This window comes from Mesorhizobium sp. CA16 (genome assembly GCF_020165175.1).
Taxonomy (GTDB): domain Bacteria; phylum Pseudomonadota; class Alphaproteobacteria; order Rhizobiales; family Rhizobiaceae; genus Mesorhizobium.
This window is the reverse complement of the sequence record NZ_JAIUHP010000015.1, coordinates 1-22560: the sequence shown is the minus strand read 5'-3', so window position 1 is coordinate 22560 and position 22560 is coordinate 1. Positions and strand designations below refer to the sequence as shown.

Sequence of the window (22560 nt, the reverse complement as noted above, 5' to 3'; positions counted from 1 at the left end):
AACTGCTTGAACATCGCCGCCACAACCACCACATTTGGTGCAACCCGAATTTTCGAAAGGATTTCAGCATGGCCACCGTCAAGGTCGACAAGGGCAATTTCCAGGCCGATGTGCTCAACGCCAAGGAGCCGGTCGTGGTGGATTTCTGGGCGGAATGGTGCGGCCCGTGCAAGATGATCGCTCCGGCGCTGGAAGACATCGCCAACGAACTCGGCGCGAAGATCAAGGTGGCCAAGCTCAACATCGACGAGAACCCGGAGCTTGCCGCGCAGTACGGCGTGCGCTCGATCCCGACGCTGATGATTTTCAAGGGCGGCGAAGTGGCCGACATGAAAGTGGGCGCCGCGCCGAAGACCGCCCTGTCGCACTGGATCAACGGCAGCCTCGCCTGAGCCAATCTGAAGTTTTCAAGATCCAAGCCCGGCCATCGCGCCGGGCTTTTCTTTGGCGTCATGGCTCGTCGCGCTCTGGCTCTCGCCTGCGGGCACTCCGTGTTCTCTGTTCGCAGGAAAGGGAGAGCTCCATGACCGGAACCGCCAAGGCCATAGTTCACGTCGACAATGAGCGCGTCATCGTCACCGAATACCGCTTCGCGCCGGGCGCCAACACCGGCTGGCACCGCCATGGCCACGACTATGTCGTCGTGCCGCTGATGGACGGCAAGGTGAAGCTGGTGACCAAGGACGGCGAATCCTTCGCCGAGATGAAGCAAGGCGCGCCCTATTTCCGCCGGGAAGGCGTCGAGCACGACGTCATCAATGCCAATGACGGCGAATACGCCTTCATCGAAATCGAGCTGAAGTAGGCCGGCCGTGATTGCCGGCTTGCACGTTTCCTTTCCGGCCTCGTGCGGGATGTCGTGGGTCTAACGCCTGTCCTCGCCTTTGCCGGTTTTGCGGCGGTGGCCGCTTATGTCCAGACCCTGACGGGCTTCGCCTTCGGCCTGGTGATGATGGGCGCGATTGCGCTTGTCGGCTTGCTGCCGCTGCCCGACGCAGCCGCGATGGTCGGCATGCTGACCTTGGTCAATGCCACGCAGATGCTGATCCAGGGCGGCTGGCGCGAGATTGCGCGCCGGGAGCTGCGGCTTATCCTGGTCGCAAGCCTCCCTTCGCTGCTCTTGGGGTATGCCCTGTTGGAATGGCTGGCGGACACGCGGGCCGACCTGCTGAAAATCGGACTCGGTCTGGTCATCATGATGTCCAGCCTGCAACTGGCCATCAGGCCTGCCGGCTTGGCAAAACGATCATCGGACGCGAGTTTCGTCGGCTTCGGTGTCGTTTCGGGCCTGATGAGTGGGCTGTTTGCGACTGGCGGCCCACCGCTCGTTTATCATCTCTTTCGCCAGCCAATGCCGCACAAACGTGTCCGCGAAACGCTGGTCGCCGCTTTCGGCGCCGCGCAGGTGGTGCGGCTTATCCTGGTGACGGCAAGCGGCAACCTGCCGACCATGTCGCCTGTCGCGCTCGTCGTCGCCATACCGGCCGTAATGCTGATGACCTATTCGGCACGCCGCTGGCCACCGTCATTGTCGCAAGGGACAATGCGAAAGATCGTCTTTGTTCTGCTTTTCCTGTCAGGGCTCTCGCTGGCGCTGCCTGCCGCGATGCACCTTGCCGTCTAACTTCAACTGCTCATGCGGGCGACGTGTCGCTCCAATTTACCAGTCGGCGACACGGTCGCCGCCGGTGAATTGCGCGCTTTTGGCGGTGTATTCGAACAGCTCGATCTTCACGCCGTTGGGGTCGGTGATCCAGGCCTGGTATGTGTCGTCGCAGGCGAGCTTCTTTGGCGTGACAGCGATGCCTTTCGACCGGATATGAAGGATCGCCGCATCGATGTCTTCCACCTCAAGGCAGAGGTGGTTGATCTGGTTCGCCTCGCTGTAGCTGGATTCACGTTTCTCGAACACCTCGACATGGCTGCGGCCGCCGCAGTCGAGGTAGAAGCCGAAGATCTTGCCGTCGCGCAGGAAATTGAACCGCGTGTCCATGCCGAGCACGTCACGATAGAAGCAACGGGTCGCCTCCAGGTCGTGCGCGAAGATGCAGACATGAGCGAGCTGCTTCACCTTGATCATGGCCGGTTCCTTTCGGCCCCCGCCGAAATCCGCAACGCTGTCCCGGTTTCGCCTCAGGTCGGCGGCGTGCCGTTCTCGGCCAGCACGGCGCCGGCGAAATAGAGCGAGCCGCCGATCAGGATGCGCGGCGCCGGGCCATCCCAAGAGTCGCGCAACAGCATCAGCGCGTTGGCGACGGAGCTGACCGGCTCGGCCGACAGGCCGGCCTCTTCGGCACGCAAGGCCAGCTCGTCGTTGGGAACGCCGGCGTCGCTGCTGGTTACCGGCACGGTGTAGACGTGGCGGGCAAGCCCCTTGAAGGCGCTGAAATAGCCCGTCTGGTCCTTGGTGTTGATCATGCCGGAGATCAGGACCAGCGGCCGCGGGTTCTTTTCCTCCTGCTCGGCCAGCGCCTCGGCGACGACGATGCCGGCACCGGGGTTGTGGCCGCCGTCCAGCCAGATCTCGGCGCCCTTCGGCGCCAGGTCAACCAATTTGCCTTGGGTCAGCTTCTGCATGCGTGCCGGCCAGGCGACATGGGTCATCGCCCGCTCGGCGGCGCGGTGGCCGATCTCGAAGCCGGCCGCCTTGACGGCAGCGATCGCCGCCGCGGCGTTGGCGTATTGATGGCGCCCCGGCAGGCGCGGCGAGGGCAGGTCCATCAACCCGTCCCCGTCCTGATAGACCATGCGGCCGTTTTCCTCGAAGGCGAGGAAATCCTGGCCATAGACCACGGTCGGGCAATCCAACCGCTCGGCCGACTCGATCAGCACCTGAAGCGCAGTGTCGCTTTCCTGGGCGCCGATCACCACCGGGCAGCCGCGCTTCATAATGCCGGCCTTCTCGGCGGCGATCAGCTCGACGCGGTCGCCGAGATAGGCTTCGTGGTCCATCGATATCGGCATGATCACCGAAACCGCCGGCTGCTTGATGACATTGGTGGCGTCGAACCGGCCGCCGAGGCCGACCTCGATGATCGCCGCCTCCGCCGGATGCTCCGAGAACAGGATGAAGGTGACGGCGGTGAGGATCTCGAAGACGGTGATCTTCTGGCCGCCATTGGCCTCGGCGACACGCGCGATGGCCTCAGCGAAAATATCGTCCTCGACGAGCTTGCCGCCGCCTTCGGCCGCCAGCCGGTAGCGCTCATGCCAGTTCACCAGATGCGGCGAGGTGTGGACGTGGACAAGGTGGCCGGCGGCCTCCAGCAGCGCGCGCGCGAAGGCGGCACATGAGCCCTTGCCGTTGGTGCCGGCGATGTGGATGACCGGCGGCAGCCGATCCTGCGGATTGCCGAGGCGCTCGAGAAGCCCCGTGACGCGGTCCAGCGAAAGGTCGAAGCCTTTCGGATGCAGCCTCATCAGATGTTCGATTTCGCGTTCGGCGGAAAGCGTTGTCATGATGGAATCCTAGAGCGGTTCATCATCTCATGGAATGCAGAACCGCTCTCTCTTTTTTGTTGGCGCAATTCCAAACGGAAACCGTTCCACACTTTTCCTGGAATTGCTTTGGCGGGCGGTTCCCGAAACCGGGAATCGGTTCGAACGAGCCGTGCGCAAATCAGAGGCTACAGCACGCAACAGGCGGCGCAACTCGCGGTTCGCGGCAAGCGATGTCGCGCCAAGCCGATATATCGCTTCAGGCCGACATCGCGTCAGGCTTGCGCGCGCGCCTCGGCATTGACCACCGCCGGCGGCAGGATCTCCGGCTCCAGCGGCTTCTCGGCCTCCGGCATCTTGAGCATCATCTTCAAGAGACGGGAAATGGTCCGTCGCATCTCGAGGCGCGACACGACCATGTCGACCATGCCGTGTTCCATCAGATACTCCGCGCGCTGGAAACCGTCGGGCAGTTTTTCGCGGATGGTCTGCTCGATGACGCGCGGGCCGGCAAAGCCGATCAGCGCCCCGGGCTCGGCGATGTGGACGTCGCCCAGCATGGCGTAGGAGGCGGTGACGCCGCCGGTGGTCGGGTTGGTCAGCACCACGATGTAGGGCAGGCCGGCTTCCTTCAGCCGATCGACGCCGATCGTGGTGCGCGGCAATTGCATCAGCGACAGGATGCCTTCCTGCATGCGGGCGCCGCCGGAAGCGGCGAACAGGATCAGCGGCCGCTTGCGCTGCAGCGCGACCTCGAAAGCATGCACGATGGCTTCGCCGGCGGCCATGCCGAGCGAGCCGCCCATGAAGGCGAAGTCCTGCGCGGTGACGATGACCGGCAGCCCGTCGATGGTGCCGGCGCCGTTGAGGATCGCATCCTCGAGGCTGGTCTTGGCCTTGGCCTCCTTCAGGCGGTCGGTGTAGCGCTTCTCGTCGCGGAACTTCAGCGGGTCCTGGACGACCTTCGGGTTTTCCAGCACCTCGTATTTGCCGTCATCGAAGAAATATTTCAGCCGCTCCTTGGCCGAGATCTTCATGTGGTGGCCGGAAGCCGGGATGACGAACTGGTTGGATTCGAGATCCTTGTGGAAGACCATCTCGCCGGTCTCGGGATCCTTGATCCAGAGGTTTTCCGGCATGTCGGTGCGCCGGCCGAGCATCGAATTGATCTTCGGGCGGACGTAATTGGTGATCCAGTTCATGGCTTCGGCTCCTGTCCTGGAAAGGACTTCAAGCAATTCCAGGGAAAGTCTGTGGGGTTTTCCGGCCGGAATTGCTCAAGAACAAATAGTCGGGCTATTCGGCGGCAGCAAGGCGGGCCGAGCGCACGCCCTGGGCAAGACCGCTGACCAAAGTGGCGACGGCTTCGGCCGGATCGGCTGTTTTGTCGCCCTTGGGGCCGAGCACATTGGCGACCGCATTGACAATCGCGGTGCCGACGACGACGCCGTCGGCATTGGCGCCGATCACACGCGCCTGCTCGGCGGTCTTCACGCCGAAGCCGACGCAGACCGGCAGGTCGGTGTGGCCCTTGATGCGGTTGACGGCCGCGGCCACCTTGCCCGTGTCGGCCAAGGCCGAGCCGGTGATGCCGGTCATCGAGACGTAGTAGACGAAGCCGGAAGTGTTTTCCAAAACCTTGGGCAGGCGCTTGTCGTCGGTGGTCGGCGTCGCCAGGCGGATGAAGTTGACGCCGGCCTTCAGCGCCGGAATGCAAAGCTCCTCGTCCATCTCCGGCGGCAGGTCGACGACGATCAGTCCGTCGATGCCGCTCGCCTTGGCGTCGGCGAGGAAGCGGTCGACGCCATAGATGTAGATCGGATTGTAGTAGCCCATCAGCACGATCGGCGTCTCGTCGTCGCCGGCGCGGAAGTCGGCCGCCAGCTTCAGCGTCTTGACCAGTGTCTGGCCGCCCTTCAGTGCGCGCAGGCCGGCGGCCTGGATCGCCGGGCCATCGGCCATCGGGTCGGAGAAGGGCATTCCCATCTCGATAATGTCGGCGCCGGCTATCGGCAGCGCCTTCATGATTGACAGCGAGGTGTCGTAATCGGGGTCGCCGCCCATGAAATAGGTGACCAAAGCCGGGCGGCTTTCGGCCTTGAGCTTCGCCATGCGGCGATCGATGCGGGTGGTCATTGTCAGATCTCCATGCCCAGCATGTTCGCCACCGTGTGCACGTCCTTGTCGCCGCGGCCGGACAGATTGACGATGACGATCTGGTCCTTGTCCATTGTGGGCACAATCTTCATCGCATGCGCGATGGCATGCGCCGATTCCAGCGCCGGGATGATGCCTTCGACACGGGTGGTGAGCTGGAAGGCTTCCAGCGCCTCGTCGTCGAGGATCGGCTCATACTGAACGCGGCCGGAATCGCGCAGCCAGGAATGCTCGGGGCCGACGCCCGGATAGTCGAGGCCGGCCGAGATCGAATGGCCGTCGAGGATCTGGCCGTCCGAGTTCTGCAACAGATAGGTGCGGTTGCCGTGCAGCACGCCGGGCTTGCCGGCATTCATCGAGGCGCAATGCTCGACGCCGTCGAGGCCGCGCCCGCCGGCTTCGATGCCGATGATGCGGACGTCCTTGTCGTCGAGGAAGGGATGGAACAGGCCGATGGCGTTGGAGCCGCCGCCGATGGCGGCAATGATGACATCGGGCAGCCGGCCCTCCTGCTCCAGAATCTGGGCGCGGGCTTCCGTGCCGATCACCGACTGGAAGTCGCGGACCAGCTCCGGGTAGGGGTGCGGGCCGGCGGCGGTACCGATCAGGTAGTAGGTGTCCTCGACATTGGTGACCCAGTCGCGCAGGGCCTCGTTCATGGCGTCTTTCAGCGTGCCGTGACCGGCGGTGACCGGCCGCACCTCGGCGCCGAGCAGCTTCATGCGGAAGACATTCGGGCTCTGGCGGGCGACGTCGGTGGCGCCCATGTAGACGACGCAGGGATAGCCGAAGCGCGCCGCGACGGTGGCCGAGGCGACGCCATGCTGGCCGGCGCCCGTCTCGGCTATGATGCGCTTCTTGCCCATGCGCTTGGCAAGCAGGATCTGGCCGAGGCAGTTGTTGATCTTGTGCGAGCCGGTGTGGTTCAGGTCCTCGCGCTTGAAATAGACCTTTGCGCCGCCCCCGAGGCCCTTCGCCGAGGAAACCTCACGAAGATGCTTGGTGAGGCCCTCGGCGAAATACAGCTTCGACGGCCGCCCGGCATAGTGGGTCGACAGGTTCTGCAGCTCGGCCTTGAACTCGGGATCGGTCTTGGCCTTGTTCCACTGCTCTTCCAGATCGAGGATCAGCGGCATCAGCGTCTCGGCGACGAAGCGGCCGCCGAAAATGCCGAACATGCCCTGCTCGTCGGGTCCGGTGCGGAAGGAATTGGGCATTGCCGGCTTGTTCATCGCCGATCTCCTGATGTGAATTGTATTCAGGCGGCGCGGTCGTCGCGCGCGGCCCTGACGGCCCGGAAAAACTGCTCGATCAGCGCCGGATCCTTGACGCCCGGAGCGCTTTCCACACCGGACGAAACGTCTATTCCGGGCGGGTCGGCCTGTCTCAGGGCATCGCCGATATTGGCGGCGTTGAGCCCTCCGGAAAGCATGTAATCGAGCCCGGCGTCAAGGCCGGCAAGGATGCGCCAGTCGAAGGAAACGCCATTGCCGCCCGGCAGTTGCGAGCCCTTCGGCGGCTTGGAATCCAGAAGGAATCGATCGGCGATGCCGATAAAGGATTTTATGCGGTCGAGATCCGCCGCCTCGCTGATGGGCAGCGCCTTCATCACCGGCAGGCCGTAACGCCCCTTGATCTCGGCCACGCGCTCGGGCGTTTCCGAACCATGCAATTGCAGCATGTCGGGCTGCATTTTCGCGACGATCTCATCGAGAAAGGCATCATTGGCATCGACGCTGACGGCTGCCGCCAGGGCCTTGCCGCGCGCCGCCTGACGCAAACGGCCGGCCTCGGCGGGCTCGACATAACGCGGGCTCTTGGCGAAGAAAATAAAGCCGACATGGCTGGCGCCGCCGGCGAGCGCGGCGGCCATCGCGGCGTCGGTCTTCAATCCGCAGATCTTGATGTCGAGCGTCATGGCGCGGGCTTGGCACGAAACGGGAAAAGAGTCGAGAAAAAGCATGCTGTTGCCGGTCCGGCGGAAAACACTACCTTCATATAGGAACCACAGGCGGGAGCAGAATAATCATGGCCGACCGGACCGTCGCCGAACTGAAGCAGAAGATCGCGCAGGCGCGCGAGGTGATCGCGCATCTGATGGACAAGGCCGCCTTCAACGGCGCCGAGGCGCATCGGGCTCTGGATTATTTCGGAAGCGATACGTTCGACCGGGATTTTTTGCCGTGGCCGCATACCGAGGAAGGACTGCGGCCGGAAGAGCTGAACGCGGCGAATGATGATTGAGGGGGCGCTAGTAGGGCGCCACCTCTCCTTCGTCATCCTAGGGCGGAGCGACGCGAAGCGGCGCGCAGACCCTAGGATCCATGCCGTTACATCGGCCCAAGAGTGCAGCGATAGAGAATAAAACGCCTTTCCGGGACGCCTCCCGCCAAAGGCAAAGCAATTTCTGAACCGCTACGGCGTTCGCACGTCACGGCATGGATCCTAGGGTCTGCGCGCGTCGCTTCGCTCCTTGCTTCGCCCTAGGATGACGAAGCTGAGATGGCTCGGCTAATCTCCAGCGTTTGCACTAGCAGTGACGGCGTTCTCTGCATTGTCATCCGCTGGAGTTACTCAAACACAATCGCCTGCAAGGCGCCGCCGTTGCGCTTCAGCCAGTCCTTGCAGCGGTCGGTATCCGGGCAGAGTTTTTCGCACAGCTTCCAGAATTTCGGGCCGTGGTTCATCTCCTTGAGATGCGCCACCTCATGCGCCACAAGGTAGTTTATCACCGCCGGCGGCGCCATCATGATGCGCCACGAGAAGGAGAGATTGCCCTCCGAGGTGCATGACCCCCAGCGGCTGGAGGTATCCTTATACCTTATCGCCTTGGCCCGCTTGCCGATCGTTTCGGTGTGCTTGATCACCAGCCTCTCGATCTCCTTCTTGGCCTCGCGCTTGAGGTAATCCCCGATGCGGCGCGGCAAATGGATACGCTCGCCATGGACGATCAGGAGCGGGCCGCGATCGTCGCGCGCGACGGTGACGGTGCCGCGCCGAGAAGGCTCGTGCACGATCCGGTGAGGCACCCCCCGGATCGGGATCCGGATGCCTGGGCGCACCTGCGGTCTCGTCGGCACCTTGGCCAGCCGCTGCTCCAGCCAGTCCTGGTGGCGGTCGAGGAATTTCTCCACCTCGCCGCGGCGCAGGCCGGGGGGCACGGTGACACGCAGGCCCTGGCCGCCGGAATCGATGCGCAGCGTGAGCCGCCGGGCCCTGGCGCTCTCAACGATCTTGAGCGGCAGCGTGCGGCCGGCGACGCAATGCTCGCGCTCGACGACAGGCGTAGGCTTTGGCTTGGTCAGATTGCGAAGGAAGCCGAGGGTCATGGCTGGACGATACGCGATTCGAAAAAAACGGCCAGTGGAGGGAAGCTACATAGAGAACAAAAAAGAAACGGCGCCGCTAAACGCGACGCCGCATATCATACCGAGACGTGTCGCCGGATCTCAGTCGTCGAGCAGGTTGGTACCTTTGCCGCCCTCCGGACCCGCCTTGTCGCTCGAGCCGGTCGAGCTCGGCGCGGTCGACTTGTTGCGGTTGGCCATGAAGCGATCGAACTCTTCCTGGTCCTTGGCGCGGCGCAGTTCGCGGGCGTACTCGTCGAACTCGGAGAGCATCTCGTCGAGCTTGCGGCGCTCTTCAGCGAGGCGCTCCAGCTCCTTCTCGCGCCAATCGTCGAAGGCGACGTTGCCGGTGCGGGCCGAGCCGTGGCCCCAGCGGGCCGCCTTCTCGGAGCGACGACGGCAACCGGCGAAGATGCCGTCCGTGGCGCGGTTGACGTCGCGCTTGAAGCCTTCCAACCGATCGCCCCAGATGATGTAGGCGAGCATGGCGAAGCCGAGCGGCCAGAACACCATGAAGCCGATGACCATCAGCGCGATGGTGGCCGGCGTCCAGGCCGGACGGATCAATGCACTTGTGTTCATTTTCTCCCAATCCTTCCATTGGAGACAGCCAAACCGGCTGCGTGGAATCGAAATGGGAAGGCGAAATCGGCGATTCAAGACAAACCCCGCCAAAACCGGCGAAGCACCTGAAATGATTATCGCTTTTTGAGCTTCTCCAGGAAAAGCACTGCCATTCCGGCGACCAGCCCCCAAAATGCCGCGCCGACGCCAAGGAGCGTGAGTCCCGAAGCCGTCACGGCGAAGGTGACGGTGGCCGGCATGCGTTCGGCCTCGTCCTTCAGCGCGATCGACAGCGCGTTGGCCAAGGGCGCCGTCAAGGCGAGCCCCGCGACCAGCACGATCAGGCTTTGCGGCAGGACGGCGAAGATCGCCACCAGCGAGGCGCCGAAGATCGCGAAGATGAGATAGGCGAGCGCGTAGAACGGCCCGGTCTTCCAGCGTTCGGCCGGGTCGGGATGGACATCGAGGCCGGTGCAGATTGCGGCCGAGATCGCCGCGAGATTGGTGGTCGCGGCGCCGAACGGCGCCGAGAGCAGCGAAAACAGGCCGGTGACGCCGATCAGCGGACCGGGCTCCGGATGGTAGCCCGCTGCGCGCAGCACCGCGAGACCGGAAAGGTTCTGCGAGGCCATGGTGACCAGATAGAGAGGCAGGGCGAGGCCGATGATCGCCGATGCGGTGAATTGCGGCGCAATCAATGTCAATGTCGACAGTTCCGGCGCCGGCAGGCTGCCGACGCGGCCGGTGAGGAAAGCGGCGAGGCCGCCGCCGATCAGCACCACCAGCACCGACAGAGCCGGATTGAACAGGCGGATGACGAAGAAGGCGGCGATCAGCGGCAGGATCAGCCAAGGGTCGGCGGGAATGGCCTTAGCCGCATTGACGGCGAAGCTGACCAGGATGCCGGCCAGCATGCCGGACGCTACCGAGGCCGGGATTTTCGCGATCAGTCTGGTCAAAGGCTTGAACAGACCGGTGGCGACCAGAAGGACGCCGGTGACCATGAAGGCGCCGACGGCCTGCGGCATCGTAAACCCGCTGGAGGCCGCGATCAGCGCCAAGCCGGGCGTCGACCAGGCGGTAATGACCGGCATCTTGGTGCGCCAGGACAACCACAGACACTCAACGACCATGGCCAGGCAGATCGCCGTCACGCCGCTCGCGGTCTCGATCTGCGTAGCGCCGACCGCCTTGGCGGCGGCAATAACCAGGGCCAGAGTGCCGCCGAAGCCGACGATCGCCGCGACGAAGGCGGATATCGGGATGGAGATGCGCATTATCCGGCCGCCCGCTTGACCATGTCGCCGACGGCCCGCTTGAGCATGTCGAGATCCTCGGGGCGGGACAGGCGATGATCGCCGTCCGGGATCAGCGACAGCGTCACATCGTCGGCGGGCAGCATGGATGCGAGCTTCAAGGCATGGCCGGACGGCACGTCCGGATCGGCCAGGCCCTGCAGGATGTGCACCGGGCAATGGGTGTCGATCGGCCCGGTCATCACCCGATTGGCGCGGCCGTCCTCGATCAGCGCGCGCGTGTAGATATAGGGCTCGTCCGAATAGTCGGACGGCTCGGCGAAGAAGCCTTTTTCCCTCAGATCCTGCCGCTGCGCGTCGGTCAGCACCGGCTCGATCAGCTCGACGGTGAAATCAGGCGCCGGGGCGAGCAGCACCAGACCGGCAACCCTCGTGTCGCCCGCCTTGCGCAGTTCCTGCGCCATGCGCAACGCGATCCACGCCCCCATCGAGGAGCCGACCAATACCTGCTTGCCCTTGCTGAACCGGCGAAAGACGGCGAGACTCTCGGCCAACCACTTCGAGATTGTGCCGTCGGCGAATTCGCCGCCCGACTCGCCATGGCCAGAATAGTCGTGGCGCAGACAGGCGTGGCCTTCGCTCGCAGCCCAGGCGGCAAGCGTCTGCGCCTTCGTGCCCTGCATGTCGGACTTGTAGCCGCCGAGCCAGACCACGCCGGGCGCCGCGCCCGGCATCTGCCTGACGGCGATGCCCGACCCGTCCACATCGATGAAAACCGGAGCGCTGGCGGCCATGAGCTTGTCCTTCCCGCCGGTCTTTTGGCACAGGCGGTGGTTCAACGAAAAGTGCTCGCGGCGTTTCTTTGCTTGGTGCAGACAATTACCAGGCAGCAGGTGATTTTGCGGCGCGGCTATGCTATTGACTCACGCCCCGCGCTTCCCACATAGGCGCGTCCATCTACTTTTGTCTAAAGAACCCAGAACGAAACGGCCGAGGAGACCACGACCATTCGCAGACCTTTCAAAGCAGCGGCACCCACCAAGGACGGGCCGCGCTCCAACCGAGACATCCGGGTGCCCCGGGTCCAGCTTATCGACGCCGACGGCCAGAACCGAGGCGATGTTTCCATCAACGACGCGTTGCTGCTGGCCGAAGAGGCCGGGCTCGATCTCGTCGAGATTTCGCCCAATGCGGTGCCGCCCGTCGTCAAGATCCTCGATCTCGGCAAGCTGAAATACGCCAACCAGAAGAAGGCGGCCGAAGCGCGCAAGAACCAGAAGGTCATCGAGATCAAGGAGATCAAGATGCGCCCGAACATCGACAGCCATGACTACGAGACCAAGATGAAGGCCGTGCGGCGCTTCTTCGAGGAAGGCGACAAGGTCAAGCTGACGCTGCGCTTCCGCGGCCGCGAGATGGCGCATATGGAACTTGGCATGCAGCTTCTGAACAAGGTGCGCGAGGAAGTTGCGACGATCGCCAAGGTCGAGGCGGAGCCGAAGCTCGAAGGCCGCCAGATGATGATGGTTCTGGCGCCGCGCTGACCAGGGATGGCGCGGCCGCCAAAGCGTCGCGTCCATCACGGTTTCGAGAGTTGCCGGGCTCTTTGTATCCCGCTCTAAAATCCGCCCGAATTGCCGGGCACGGCGTCCCGACGATCGGCGGGGCGCCTGTTTTCAACCCGATCGCCAGCCACCTCGACGATCCCTTCGCGATCGCGAGCAATCGACGATCGGCTTTTGCCGATCGCGAACCAATCGACGATCGGATGGGTCATGGTCGATGAAGTGAAGGTCTCAGCCGACAACCAGACTGAGGGGTTGGGCGGCTACCAGCACATGCGCCGGATCGTGCTGGCGGTGCTGATCGTGGTGCTGTTCTGCGCGCTTCTGTTCGGCCAGTCTTCCTTTCCCCCGGACACGTCCGTGCACGAGTCGATCGAGATGTTCGGCGTGCTTTTGATCTTTCTCGGCATTGTCGGGCGGCTGTGGTCGACGCTTTATATCGGCGGGCGCAAATCGGCCGAGGTGGTCACCGGCGGTCCCTATTCGATCACCCGCAACCCGCTCTATTTGTTTTCGACCTTGGCTGCCGCCGGGGTCGGGGCGCAGATCGGCTCGTTCAGCGGCATCATCCTGTTCTCGCTGCTCTGCGCCGGCGCCTTCCACATCGTCATCCTGCGCGAGGAGCGTTACCTGAAGGAACTGCTCGGCGCGCCCTACCAGGCCTATCTGGCCAAAGTGCCGCGGTTCTTCCCGAATCTTGCGCTCTACCAGGAAGGCGATACCGGCAGCTTCAGGCCGCGCCTGCTCTTGAACACGCTGCTCGACGGCCTGGTGTTTCTGGTGGCGCTGCCCGCCTTTGAGCTGATCGACGGCATGCAGCAGTCGGGGGTGCTGCCGGTGTGGTTCACGCTGCCCTAAGAGTTGACGGACAGAAGCACTATCGAATTGCCGGGCTAACTTCCGAACATATTAATAGTCTGGCTACACGAATGGTGTAGCGATGATCGTGGCAAATAAAGCGCCGGGGGTGCACTGTGTCGAGCATCAGGTCGGCACCACCACATTTGCGAATGTTTTCCACACGGAGCAAAGCTTAGGATGAGGACTGCCGTTGCCGCCGTCGGCGGGCTCATTCTCCTGGCTTTGGCTTGGGTGACGGCGACCGCCAACCGCGAACACGCGACCGAGCAATTGTCCTTTACAAAGGACGCCTATGTCGATCACGGAACCTACTTCCGTCTGAAGGTGGACTTTGACTATAAGGGCGAACAACAACACTATGACATTGTTGTTGGCTGCAACGTCCTCAACATTCACTACAAGGATAGTTCCTCGACTTATGAAGCCGGTCTGATCCCAACAGTTTGGGGGCAGCGCATGGGCGACGGTAAGGCGGTGGTGGTTCGTGCGCCCGATGCCTGCCGTGGCGACACGACAGAAAACGGCGGCGTGCCCGCGGATTTTCTACCGGTGATGGTCGTCTATGAGAATGCCGACACCATGGCCTTCGGCACGGGCTATATGACTGACGACGCCTACCGAAGCCCGACATCGGTGCTGAGGTTCGACAAAGCGACGGTCGAGCGCGCTACGCGCGCCGAGTTCGATTCTTTCCGCGCCAATGGCCCACAGAACATCATCACGCGCAGCCAGTATCATTCTGCACAAAATGACTACCAGCTCGCACTTCTGGGCCTCCCGAGGAGCTATCTGGCGTTCGGAAGAAGTTGCTCCGCCTTTTCCCGCTGGAGACTGTCCGGGCCGGAGCGGGAGATCGTGCGCAAGTACCGGCCATCGACCGCTGCCCGCTACTGGACTATCTCCCAGACACTCTTGGACACGACCACCCAAGCCTCCCTTACGAGCGAAATTCGCGAAGCGCGAAAAAAGGCGAAAAAACAGACCCGCGACGATGGGCTGGCCCTAGGGGTAAATGGAGGCTTCTGGCAACCGGACTTCGGGGCACTGCGCCGCGATGGTACACAATTGGTGGGGCTGAAAGCCAGCAGCACCACAAAAGCTGCTGCGTTCTATCCGGCGGACACTTCGATGAGGCAAGACAAATGGCCTGTGGAGCGTACCGCGAGGATTGCCGCGTATGAAACCCTACAGTCGGTAAATACAACAAATATCGATGTCGACGACGGGCGGAACCGAGGCTTCGCTTATTGCTACCTAGGCGACCGGCCGCCAACAAAGGAATTGGGAGACAAGGTGTGGGCCTTGCCTGCGACCACGACCATCGATGGGAAAGATGTGGTAGCGGGTGCTCCGGAGCACTGGGGCTATGGATTTTATCGCGCCGAGCTCGTCTTCGACGGCGATGAATATGTATTGGAACGAGTTCTTTTCAACCTCGAGTCCACAAGAGGTGACGTGTGACTGATAAGCGCTGCGTTAGCACACTCCGATCTTCGGGAACCTGAGGCGGGCGCGCAGCTTCGGTGCGTGTAGCTTCAGGTGTATCGGCTTCAGGTGTTGCACGCCGGCCATCTTTGATCTATAGGACCGCCGTTCCAAGAAAACCGCCCGGCAGGGCATGCCGTGGCGGTTTCATTTGCTTTTCGGGCTTTGGTCGGCCCGAAGCGAGACAAGAAGCGCGATGGTGCGCCACCAATACGGAGTAGCAAAATGCCCAAGATGAAGACCAAATCGGCCGCCAAGAAGCGGTTCAAGATTACTGCCACCGGCAAGGTGCTGTCGGCTGCCGCCGGCAAGCGCCACGGCATGATCAAGCGTTCCAACAAGTTCATTCGCGATGCCCGCGGCACGATGGTTCTGGCTGAACCGGACGGCAAGAAGGTCATCAAGAATTTTCTGCCGAACGGCCTCTAATCCCTCGGCTTGGACAACGTTTTTAAGGAGATCATGACATGGCACGCGTAAAGAGAGGCGTTACCGCCCACGCCAAGCACAAGAAGGTTTTGAAGGCCGCCAAGGGTTTCTACGGCCGCCGCAAGAACACCATCCGCATCGCCAAGCAGGCGGTGGAGAAGTCGCTGCAATACGCCTACCGCGACCGCAAGAACCGCAAGCGCTCGTTCCGCGCGCTGTGGATCCAGCGCATCAACGCCGCGACCCACGAGCATGGCCTGACCTATGGCCGTTTCATCGACGGCCTCAACAAGGCCGGCATCGAAATCGATCGCAAGGTCCTTTCGGACATGGCCATCCACGAGCCGCAGGCTTTCGCTGCGCTGGTCGCCAAGGCCAAGGTCGCGCTCGAATATCTGAAGAACACCACGCCGAATGCTTTTGAGAGCGCTGTCGCCTAAGCCAGCGCTTCCCAAGCATACGCAATTCTGATTTGGGGAACCCGCGCTGGCACGGCTGGCGCGGGTTTTTCTTATGCCTGATGTAACCAAAATGGCGACACCGAAACCGAAATGGTGACAGTCGCCCGACCGAGAGAGCTTCGCCGTGAACGCCACCGCTGGAAATCTTGAAGCCCTGGAAGGCTCGTTGCTCGCCGAAATCGCGGCGGCCGCGGACGAGGCCGCGATCGAGGCGGTGCGCGTCTCGGCGCTGGGCAAGAAGGGTTCCGTCTCCGAAATGCTGAAGACGCTGGGCGCAATGAGCGCCGAGGAGCGCCAGGTGAAGGGGCCGGCGATCAACGGCCTGAAGAACCGCGTCACCGAAGCGCTCACCCAGCGCAAGGCGGAACTGAAGGATGTGGCGATCGCGGCCCGGCTCGCGGCTGAGAAGGTCGACGTCACGCTCCCCGTTCGCCAATCGCCGGCCGAGCGCGGCCGCATTCATCCGATCAGCCAGGTGATCGACGAGATCGCGGCGATCTTCGGCGATCTCGGCTTCGCCATCGCCGAAGGCCCCGATATCGAGACCGACTACTACAATTTCACCGCGCTGAATTTTCCCGAGGGACATCCGGCGCGCGAGATGCACGACACCTTCTTCTTCCAGCCGGACGAGAAGGGTGAGCGCAAGCTGTTGCGCACCCACACCTCGCCCGTGCAGATCCGCACCATGGAGAAGCAGAAGCCGCCGATCCGCATCGTCATTCCCGGCAAGACCTACCGGCAGGATTCCGACGCCACGCACTCGCCGATGTTCCATCAGGTCGAGGGGCTTGTGGTCGACAAATCAGCCAATGTCGCCAACATGAAGTGGGTGCTGGAGGAGTTCTGCAAGGCCTTCTTCGAGGTGCCGTCGGTCAAGATGCGCTTCCGTCCGTCCTTCTTCCCGTTCACCGAGCCCAGTCTCGAGGTCGACATTCAGTGCGATCGCTCGCGTCCGGGTGAAGTGCGCTTCGGCGAAGGCTCCGACTGGATGGAGATACTGGGCTGCGGCATGGTGCATCCCAACGTGCTGCGCGCCGGCGGGCTCGATCCCGACGAATATCAGGGCTTTGCCTGGGGCATGGGCATCGACCGCATCGCCATGCTGAAATACGGCATGCCGGACCTGCGCGCCTTCTTCGACGCCGACGTGCGCTGGCTCGCGCATTACGGCTTCCGGCCGCTCGACCTGCCGACGCTGTTCGGGGGGCTGTCGACATGACCGCACCCCACACCGGGGGCTGTCGCTGCGGCGCGGTGCGGTTCGAGGCCTCGGCCGAGCCGCACCACATCAGCTATTGCCATTGCGGCGATTGCCGGCGCGCCAGCGGCGCGCCGGTGTCGGCCTTTGTCGGTTTCATGGCCGATCAGGTCGCGCTCAACGGCAAATCGCTGAAGAGCTATCGCAACGGCCCGGTGGAGCGCACGTTCTGCGGCATCTGCGGCTCGCCGATCGCCTATCTCGATCAGCGGCTCGACAACCAGATCTATTTCATGCTCGGCGCCATGGACATGCCGGCCTATTTCAGGCCGACAGTGCATGCGCATGTGCGCGAGCAACTGCCCTTCCTGCACATGCCCGATGCGCTGCCGCGCGAGCTGAAGACCAGCGTGCCCCGGCCCGAAGAACAAAGACCCTCGGAAACACAGTCATGAAATTCACCCTCTCCTGGCTCAAGGATCATCTCGAGACCGACGCCTCGCTTGCTGAGATCGTCGAGCGGCTGACCGCGATCGGTCTCGAAGTCGAACATGTCGACGACAAGGCCGGCCTGAAACCCTTCGTCATCGCCAAAGTGTTGACGGCAGTGCAGCATCCGGACGCCGACCGGCTGCGCGTGCTGACCGTCGACACCGGCGATGGCAAGCCGCCGGTGCAGGTGGTCTGCGGCGCGCCCAACGCCCGCGCCGGCATGATCGGCGCTTTCGCCGCGCCCGGCACCTATGTTCCCGGCATCGACGTGACGCTCTCGGTCGGCAAGATCCGCGGCGTCGAGAGCCATGGCATGATGTGCTCGGAGCGTGAGCTGGAAATCTCCGACGAGCACAACGGCATCATCGATTTGCCTGAGGATGCGCCGGTCGGCACCAGCTTCGCCGCCTACGCGCATCTCGACGATCCGGTCATCGAAATCAATCTGACACCGAACCGGCCGGATGCGACCAGCGTCTACGGCATCGCGCGCGACCTCGCGGCGAGCGGGCTTGGCCGACTCACCGGCGGCGGGATCATGCCGCATGCCGGCGAAGGCCTGTGCCCGGTCAAGGTGAAGATCGAGGCGCCGGAACTCTGCCCCGGCTTCGCGCTGGCGCTGGTGAAGGGCGTCAAGAACGGCCCGTCGCCGAAATGGCTGCAGCAGCGGCTGATCGCCATCGGCTTGCGCCCGATCAGCGCGCTAGTCGACATCACCAACTATGTCACCTTTGACCGCGGGCGGCCTCTGCATGTCTTCGATGCCGCCAAGGTCGCCGGCAATCTCGTGGTGCGGCGCGCCAAGGACGGCGAGAAGGTGCTGGCGCTGGACGGGCGCGAATACACGCTGACGCCGGAAATGTGCGTGATCGCCGACGACAATGGCGTGGAATCGATCGCCGGCATCATGGGCGGCGAGCATTCGGGCTGCGACGAGAACACCACCGACGTGCTGATCGAATCGGCGCTCTGGGATCCGATCGCCACGGCCCGCACCGGCCGCGCGCTCGGCATCATCACCGACGCGCGCTACCGCTTCGAGCGCGGCGTCGATCCCGAATTCATGGTGCCGGGCGTCGAGCTGGCGATCAAGCTGGTGCTCGATTTCTGCGGCGGCACGCCTTCTGAAATCGAGGTTGCCGGCTATGCCGGCCACAAGCCGAAGATCGTCTCCTTCCCGCTGTCGGAAGTGAAACGGCTGACCGGCATCGAGGTGCCGAGAGAGGAAGCCCTTGGCATCCTGACCCGGCTCGGCTTCGAGCCGAAAGGACTGAGCGACGTCGTCAAGGTGGAGGTGCCGTCCTGGCGGCCGGATGTCGACGGCAAGGCCGACCTGGTCGAGGAGGTGATGCGCATACATGGCGTCGACAACATCTTGGCCCAGCCGCTTACCTCGCATGACGCGGTCAACGGCAAGATCCTGACCACGCTGCAGGTGCGCACCCGCGCCGCCAAGCGCGCGCTCGCCGTGCGCGGCATGATGGAGGCTGTCACCTGGTCGTTCATCCCCGGCAGGCATGCAGAGCTGTTCGGCGGCGGCCAGACGGCGCTCAAGCTCGCCAACCCGATCGCCGCAGATATGTCCGACATGCGGCCGTCGCTGCTGCCGGGGCTGATCGCGGCCGCGCAGCGCAATGCCGACAAGGGCATCGGCGATGTGGCGCTGTTCGAAGTCTCGGGCACCTATGAGGGCGATGGCGCCGACCAGCAGCGGCGCGTCGCCGCCGGCGTGCGGCGCGGCACCGCCAAGCTCGACGGCTCGGGCCGCAGCTGGTCCGGCAATGCCGGGCCGGTGGGCGTGTTCGACGCCAAGGCGGACGCGATCGCGGCGCTCGAGGCCTGCGGCGCGCCGGTCGACCGGCTGCAGATCGAGCCCGGCGGCCCGGCCTGGTATCATCCGGGACGTTCGGGCACGATCAAGCTCGGCCCCAAGACGGTGCTTGGCACCTTCGGCGAGTTCCATCCGAAGACGCTTGAAATGCTCGACGTCTCCGGGCCGCTCTGCGGCTTCGAGGTTTTCGTCGACGCCGTGCCGGAGCCGAAGGCCAAGCCGACGCGCACCAAGCCTAAGCTGGAGCTGTCGCCCTTCCAGGCGGTGAAGCGCGACTTCGCCTTTGTCGTCGACAAGACGGTCGAGGCCGGCACGCTGGTGCGGGCAGCGCTCGCGGCCGACAAGAAGCTTGTGGCCGGCGTTTCGGTTTTCGACGTCTTCGAAGGCGCCTCGCTGGGGGCGGCCAAGAAGTCGATCGCCATCGAGGTGTCGATCCAGCCGGTCGAAAAGACGCTGACCGACGAGGATTTCGAAGCCCTCGCAAGACGCATCGTCGACAACGTCAACAAGCAGACGGGCGGCGTGCTGAGGGCGTAAGGCATTGCGCAGAGATGGCGAATCGCTCTCCAAAGGGCGATGCACCATCTCCGCTATTCCGGCCTCCCCTTCGAGGAACAGCGCGCGGCCTTCCTGGCCATCATCGCGGCCGATCCGCTGCTGGATGAAACGCTGGCGCGAGTGCGCGAGCTTGCGCTTCCCGACTGGCTGGTGGTTTCCGGCGCGCTCTACAACAGCGTCTGGAACCACCTAACCGGCAAGCCGCCGGGCTACGGCATCAAGGACGTCGACCTGTTCTATTTCGACGACGCCGACTTGTCCTACGAGGCCGAGGATGCGGTGATCCGCCGGGCGGCAGAGCATTTCGCGGGGATGGCGCTGCCGGTCGAGGTGCGCAACCAGGCGCGGGTGCATTTGTGGTATCCGGTGAAGTTCGGGCAGGAGTGCCCGCGTTATGCGAGCGCGAGCGAGTCGGTGAGCTATTTTGCGTCGAAGACGCATGCGGTGGGGGTGCGGTACGGTCCAGGTGGGGCGCTGGAGTTGGTGGCACCGTTCGGCCTCGACGATCTTTTTTCGTTTCGCATCACGCCGAACCGGGTGCTGGACAATCAGCGGACGCACGAGGCGAAGGGGAGAAGGGCGCAGGAGTATTGGCCGGAGATTAGTGTGGTGCCGTGGTAGGGGGGCGCCGAAGCGCCCCTGCCATTGTCGCTCACCCATTCACCAGCGCCAGCAATTCCTCGGTATAGCGCTTGCCGACTACCTTGTCGGGCGACAGCGCATCACCGATCGCCGCGACCTCGGCCGCGCTCAGCTCGATATTCGCCGCCGCCGTGTTCTGCTCAAGGTGGCGTATCTTCCTTGCGCCGGGGATCGGGACGATGAAATCGCCCTGGTGCAGCACCCAGGCGAGCGCCAGCTGCGCCGCTGTCACGCCCTTCTGCGCCGCCATCTCCTCCAGCACTGCGATGACCGCGTTGTTGGCTTCCATCGCCTCGGCCTGGAAGCGCGGCAGAGTGAGGCGCCAGTCGCCGGCGCCGAGCGCGTCCGGCTTGGCGATCGCGCCGGTGAGCAGGCCGCGGCCGAGCGGGCTGTAGGGGACGAAGCCGATGCCGAGCTCGCGGCAGACGTCGAACACCTCATCCTCGGGATCGCGGCTCCACAGCGAATATTCGCTCTGCACCGCGGCGATCGGGTGCACGGCATGCGCCCGGCGCAGCGTCGTGCCGCTCACCTCCGATAGACCCAGCGCCCGGACCTTGCCTTCGCGCACCAATTCCGCCATGGCGCCGACCGTGTCCTCGATCGGCACGTTCGGATCGACGCGGTGTTGGTAATAGAGGTCGATCACGTCGGTGTTCAGCCGCTTCAACGAAGCCTCGGCCACCGCCTTGACGTGCTCGGGGCGGCTGTCGACGCCGACCATGCGGTCGGTGCCCTCGCCGTGCTCGGAAATCTTGAAGCCGAATTTGGTGGCGATCGTCACCTTGTCGCGTACCGGCTTCAGCGCCTTGCCGAGCAGGATCTCGTTCTCGTATGGACCATAGACTTCGGCCGTATCGAAGAAGGTCACGCCGATCTCGACGGCGCGGCGCAGCGTGGCGATCGCTTCCGCCTCCGGCTGGCCACCATAGCCGAAGCTCATGCCCATGCAGCCGAGGCCAACGGGGAAGACTTCGAGTTCAGTTCCAAGTTTGCGGGTTTTCATGGCGCATCTCCTTGTTGCGATGGGGGAGAGATAGCGCCTCGCACTGCGTTCGATAATTCTTTCTCTTTTGTACGGGTTGCTCTATAAAATAGAACGATGAATCGGACGAACCTCTCGCAACTCGCCGTGCTGGCCGCGGTCGCCCAATGCGCCAGCTTCCGCGGCGCCGCCCGCGAGCTCGGCATCGCGCCGTCGGCGGTGAGCCATGCGGTGTCGAGCCTGGAAGCACGGCTCGGCGTGCGGCTGCTGGCGCGCAGCACGCGCAGCGTCGCGCCGACCGAGGAAGGCGCGCAGCTTCTGGAACGGCTGCGGCCGGCCCTGTCCGAGATCGATCTCGCGCTGGAAACGGCGGTCGAGGCGCGCGACCGGCCGGCCGGCAATCTCAGGCTCAGCGTGCCGCGCACCGCCGCGCATCTGGTGCTGACGCCACGGCTCGGCGCCTTTGCCACCGCCTATCCCGACATCGTGCTGGAGATCGTCATCGAGGATCGCTTCACCGATGTCGTCGAGGGCGGCTTTGACGCCGGCGTCAGGCTCGGCGAAAGCCTGCAGCGCGACATGATCGCGGTGCGGATCGGGCCCGACATCCGCGGCGCGGTGGTCGCAGCGCCCTCCTATTTCGTTTCCATGCCGAAGCCAGGTCATCCGCGCGATCTCGCAGGCCATCGCTGCATCCGCTTCCGTTTTTCCAGCGGCATTCTCTATCGCTGGGAGTTCGAGAAGGACGGCGAGGAAATCGAGATCGCGGTGGAAGGACCGCTGATCCTCGACGAGGATCATCTTATCGCCCAGGCGGCAGTCGACGGCGCCGGGCTTGCCTTCGTCTTCGAGGATTATGTCAAGGCGCCGCTCGCCGATGGCAGGCTGATCCGCGTGCTGGCGGACTGGTGCCCGTCCTTCGAGGGCTTCTTCGTCTATTATCCGAGCCGCCGGCAAATGCGCCCGGCGCTCAGGGCGTTCGTGGATTTCTTCAAGGTGAGCGGATAGCACCCCCAAAATGGGCAGGGTAAATCGCATATGGCAGCGCCAGCCCCCACTCCGGCCGCTGCGCGTTCACCTCTCACCCATGTTCATGGCGGAGAGGAAAGCCAGGCTTTTCGAGGCCGCAATCTCGGCGGTTGGCGTTTCCTCCCTCCAGAATGTGGCTACGCTATGCACACATCTTCTGTGACTGGCGCCACTGCAGGCCAAGGCTTGATTGCCACGTTGTTCCCCCAATCCGTCGCTGCTTCGCAGCGCCACCTTTCCCCCCTCCGGAGGGAAAGGA

Annotated in this window: 26 protein-coding genes; 14 read left to right on the top strand and 12 right to left on the bottom strand. The window is 63.7% G+C overall.

Going from position 1 to position 22560, the window contains the following annotated elements:
* Positions 1-68 precede the first annotated feature (68 nt).
* From trxA to LB525_RS20340, 3 genes are all read left to right on the top strand, one after another.
* Positions 69-392, top strand: a complete 324-nt coding sequence (gene trxA, locus LB525_RS20350) for a thioredoxin (RefSeq protein WP_095767992.1) — start codon at positions 69-71, stop codon at positions 390-392.
* Positions 393-523: 131 nt separating this feature from the next.
* Positions 524-805, top strand: a complete 282-nt coding sequence (locus tag LB525_RS20345) for a cupin domain-containing protein (protein ID WP_140546375.1) — start codon at positions 524-526, stop codon at positions 803-805.
* 54 nt (positions 806-859) lie between these two features.
* Positions 860-1624 (top strand): TSUP family transporter, encoded by a 765-nt coding sequence (locus tag LB525_RS20340; protein ID WP_224546283.1) that lies wholly within the window; start codon positions 860-862, stop codon positions 1622-1624.
* 36 nt (positions 1625-1660) lie between these two features.
* Here LB525_RS20340 and LB525_RS20335 read toward each other — a convergent pair whose 3' ends face one another.
* The 6 genes from LB525_RS20335 to LB525_RS20310 all read right to left on the bottom strand — a co-directional run bounded on the left by LB525_RS20335 (position 1661) and on the right by LB525_RS20310 (position 7513).
* Positions 1661-2080, bottom strand: coding sequence for a VOC family protein (locus LB525_RS20335; RefSeq protein WP_224546281.1), 420 nt, complete (start codon positions 2078-2080; stop codon positions 1661-1663).
* Between the two features lie 53 nt (positions 2081-2133).
* Positions 2134-3459 carry a bifunctional folylpolyglutamate synthase/dihydrofolate synthase gene (locus tag LB525_RS20330; protein ID WP_224546279.1) on the bottom strand — a complete coding sequence of 442 codons (1326 nt, stop codon included), beginning with the start codon at positions 3457-3459 and terminating at the stop codon, positions 2134-2136.
* A gap of 254 nt (positions 3460-3713) precedes the next feature.
* Positions 3714-4640, bottom strand: coding sequence for an acetyl-CoA carboxylase, carboxyltransferase subunit beta (accD, locus tag LB525_RS20325; protein WP_224546277.1), 927 nt, complete (start codon positions 4638-4640; stop codon positions 3714-3716).
* A 94-nt stretch (positions 4641-4734) separates the two neighbouring features.
* On the bottom strand, positions 4735-5574 hold the full coding sequence (gene trpA, locus LB525_RS20320) for a tryptophan synthase subunit alpha (RefSeq protein ID WP_224546275.1): 840 nt from the start codon (positions 5572-5574) through the stop codon (positions 4735-4737).
* 2 nt (positions 5575-5576) lie between these two features.
* Positions 5577-6827 carry a tryptophan synthase subunit beta gene (gene trpB, locus LB525_RS20315; RefSeq protein ID WP_224546273.1) on the bottom strand — a complete coding sequence of 417 codons (1251 nt, stop codon included), beginning with the start codon at positions 6825-6827 and terminating at the stop codon, positions 5577-5579.
* Between the two features lie 26 nt (positions 6828-6853).
* Positions 6854-7513 carry a phosphoribosylanthranilate isomerase gene (locus tag LB525_RS20310; protein WP_224546271.1) on the bottom strand — a complete coding sequence of 220 codons (660 nt, stop codon included), beginning with the start codon at positions 7511-7513 and terminating at the stop codon, positions 6854-6856.
* A gap of 110 nt (positions 7514-7623) precedes the next feature.
* Between LB525_RS20310 and LB525_RS20305 the strand changes: the two genes are divergently transcribed.
* Entirely contained in the window at positions 7624-7839 is a 216-nt protein-coding gene (locus tag LB525_RS20305; protein ID WP_140686825.1) for a hypothetical protein, read from the top strand.
* Between the two features lie 326 nt (positions 7840-8165).
* Here LB525_RS20305 and LB525_RS20300 read toward each other — a convergent pair whose 3' ends face one another.
* The 4 genes from LB525_RS20300 to LB525_RS20285 form a co-directional block, all read right to left on the bottom strand.
* Positions 8166-8924, bottom strand: coding sequence for a M48 family metallopeptidase (locus LB525_RS20300; protein ID WP_095767984.1), 759 nt, complete (start codon positions 8922-8924; stop codon positions 8166-8168).
* A gap of 120 nt (positions 8925-9044) precedes the next feature.
* Positions 9045-9524: a DUF2852 domain-containing protein gene (locus LB525_RS20295; protein ID WP_095767983.1), complete on the bottom strand. Its 480-nt coding sequence runs from the start codon at positions 9522-9524 to the stop codon at positions 9045-9047.
* A 116-nt stretch (positions 9525-9640) separates the two neighbouring features.
* Positions 9641-10783 carry a benzoate/H(+) symporter BenE family transporter gene (locus tag LB525_RS20290; RefSeq protein WP_224546269.1) on the bottom strand — a complete coding sequence of 381 codons (1143 nt, stop codon included), beginning with the start codon at positions 10781-10783 and terminating at the stop codon, positions 9641-9643.
* A complete protein-coding gene (locus LB525_RS20285; RefSeq protein WP_095768198.1) occupies positions 10783-11556 on the bottom strand; it encodes an alpha/beta hydrolase in 774 nt (257 codons plus the stop codon). Before LB525_RS20285 ends, LB525_RS20290 begins: the two co-directional genes overlap by 1 nt.
* A gap of 213 nt (positions 11557-11769) precedes the next feature.
* On the opposite strand from LB525_RS20285, the gene infC reads away from it, so the two are divergent.
* The gene (gene infC, locus LB525_RS20280; RefSeq protein WP_095767981.1) at positions 11770-12306 is read left to right on the top strand and encodes a translation initiation factor IF-3; all 537 of its coding nucleotides are present in this window, start codon (positions 11770-11772) and stop codon (positions 12304-12306) included.
* A 74-nt stretch (positions 12307-12380) separates the two neighbouring features.
* On the opposite strand, the gene LB525_RS20275 is transcribed toward infC, so the two are convergent.
* Positions 12381-12539, bottom strand: a complete 159-nt coding sequence (locus tag LB525_RS20275; protein WP_224546267.1) for a hypothetical protein — start codon at positions 12537-12539, stop codon at positions 12381-12383.
* Here LB525_RS20275 and LB525_RS20270 point away from each other — a divergent pair.
* The 8 genes from LB525_RS20270 (at position 12538) to LB525_RS20235 (ending at position 20266) form a co-directional block, all read left to right on the top strand.
* The gene (locus LB525_RS20270; protein ID WP_224526022.1) at positions 12538-13185 is read left to right on the top strand and encodes a methyltransferase family protein; all 648 of its coding nucleotides are present in this window, start codon (positions 12538-12540) and stop codon (positions 13183-13185) included. The two genes, LB525_RS20275 and LB525_RS20270, sit on opposite strands and share 2 nt — an antisense overlap.
* A gap of 180 nt (positions 13186-13365) precedes the next feature.
* Positions 13366-14649, top strand: a complete 1284-nt coding sequence (locus LB525_RS20265) for a hypothetical protein (RefSeq protein ID WP_224526024.1) — start codon at positions 13366-13368, stop codon at positions 14647-14649.
* A gap of 249 nt (positions 14650-14898) precedes the next feature.
* The gene (gene rpmI, locus LB525_RS20260; RefSeq protein WP_027166935.1) at positions 14899-15102 is read left to right on the top strand and encodes a 50S ribosomal protein L35; all 204 of its coding nucleotides are present in this window, start codon (positions 14899-14901) and stop codon (positions 15100-15102) included.
* A gap of 38 nt (positions 15103-15140) precedes the next feature.
* A complete protein-coding gene (gene rplT / locus LB525_RS20255; protein WP_042637600.1) occupies positions 15141-15542 on the top strand; it encodes a 50S ribosomal protein L20 in 402 nt (133 codons plus the stop codon).
* Between the two features lie 145 nt (positions 15543-15687).
* Entirely contained in the window at positions 15688-16785 is a 1098-nt protein-coding gene (gene pheS / locus LB525_RS20250) for a phenylalanine--tRNA ligase subunit alpha (RefSeq protein WP_140843481.1), read from the top strand.
* Positions 16782-17219: a GFA family protein gene (locus LB525_RS20245; protein WP_224526030.1), complete on the top strand. Its 438-nt coding sequence runs from the start codon at positions 16782-16784 to the stop codon at positions 17217-17219. The genes pheS and LB525_RS20245 overlap by 4 nt, the downstream gene beginning before the upstream one ends.
* Positions 17216-19624, top strand: a complete 2409-nt coding sequence (gene pheT, locus LB525_RS20240) for a phenylalanine--tRNA ligase subunit beta (RefSeq protein ID WP_224546265.1) — start codon at positions 17216-17218, stop codon at positions 19622-19624. Before LB525_RS20245 ends, pheT begins: the two co-directional genes overlap by 4 nt.
* Positions 19625-19663: 39 nt before the next feature.
* On the top strand, positions 19664-20266 hold the full coding sequence (locus LB525_RS20235) for a nucleotidyltransferase family protein (protein ID WP_224546263.1): 603 nt from the start codon (positions 19664-19666) through the stop codon (positions 20264-20266).
* A 31-nt stretch (positions 20267-20297) separates the two neighbouring features.
* On the opposite strand, the gene LB525_RS20230 is transcribed toward LB525_RS20235, so the two are convergent.
* Positions 20298-21293: an aldo/keto reductase gene (locus LB525_RS20230; protein ID WP_224546261.1), complete on the bottom strand. Its 996-nt coding sequence runs from the start codon at positions 21291-21293 to the stop codon at positions 20298-20300.
* Between the two features lie 96 nt (positions 21294-21389).
* On the opposite strand from LB525_RS20230, the gene LB525_RS20225 reads away from it, so the two are divergent.
* Positions 21390-22280: a LysR family transcriptional regulator gene (locus tag LB525_RS20225; RefSeq protein WP_224546259.1), complete on the top strand. Its 891-nt coding sequence runs from the start codon at positions 21390-21392 to the stop codon at positions 22278-22280.
* The last annotated feature ends 280 nt before the right edge of the window (positions 22281-22560 follow it).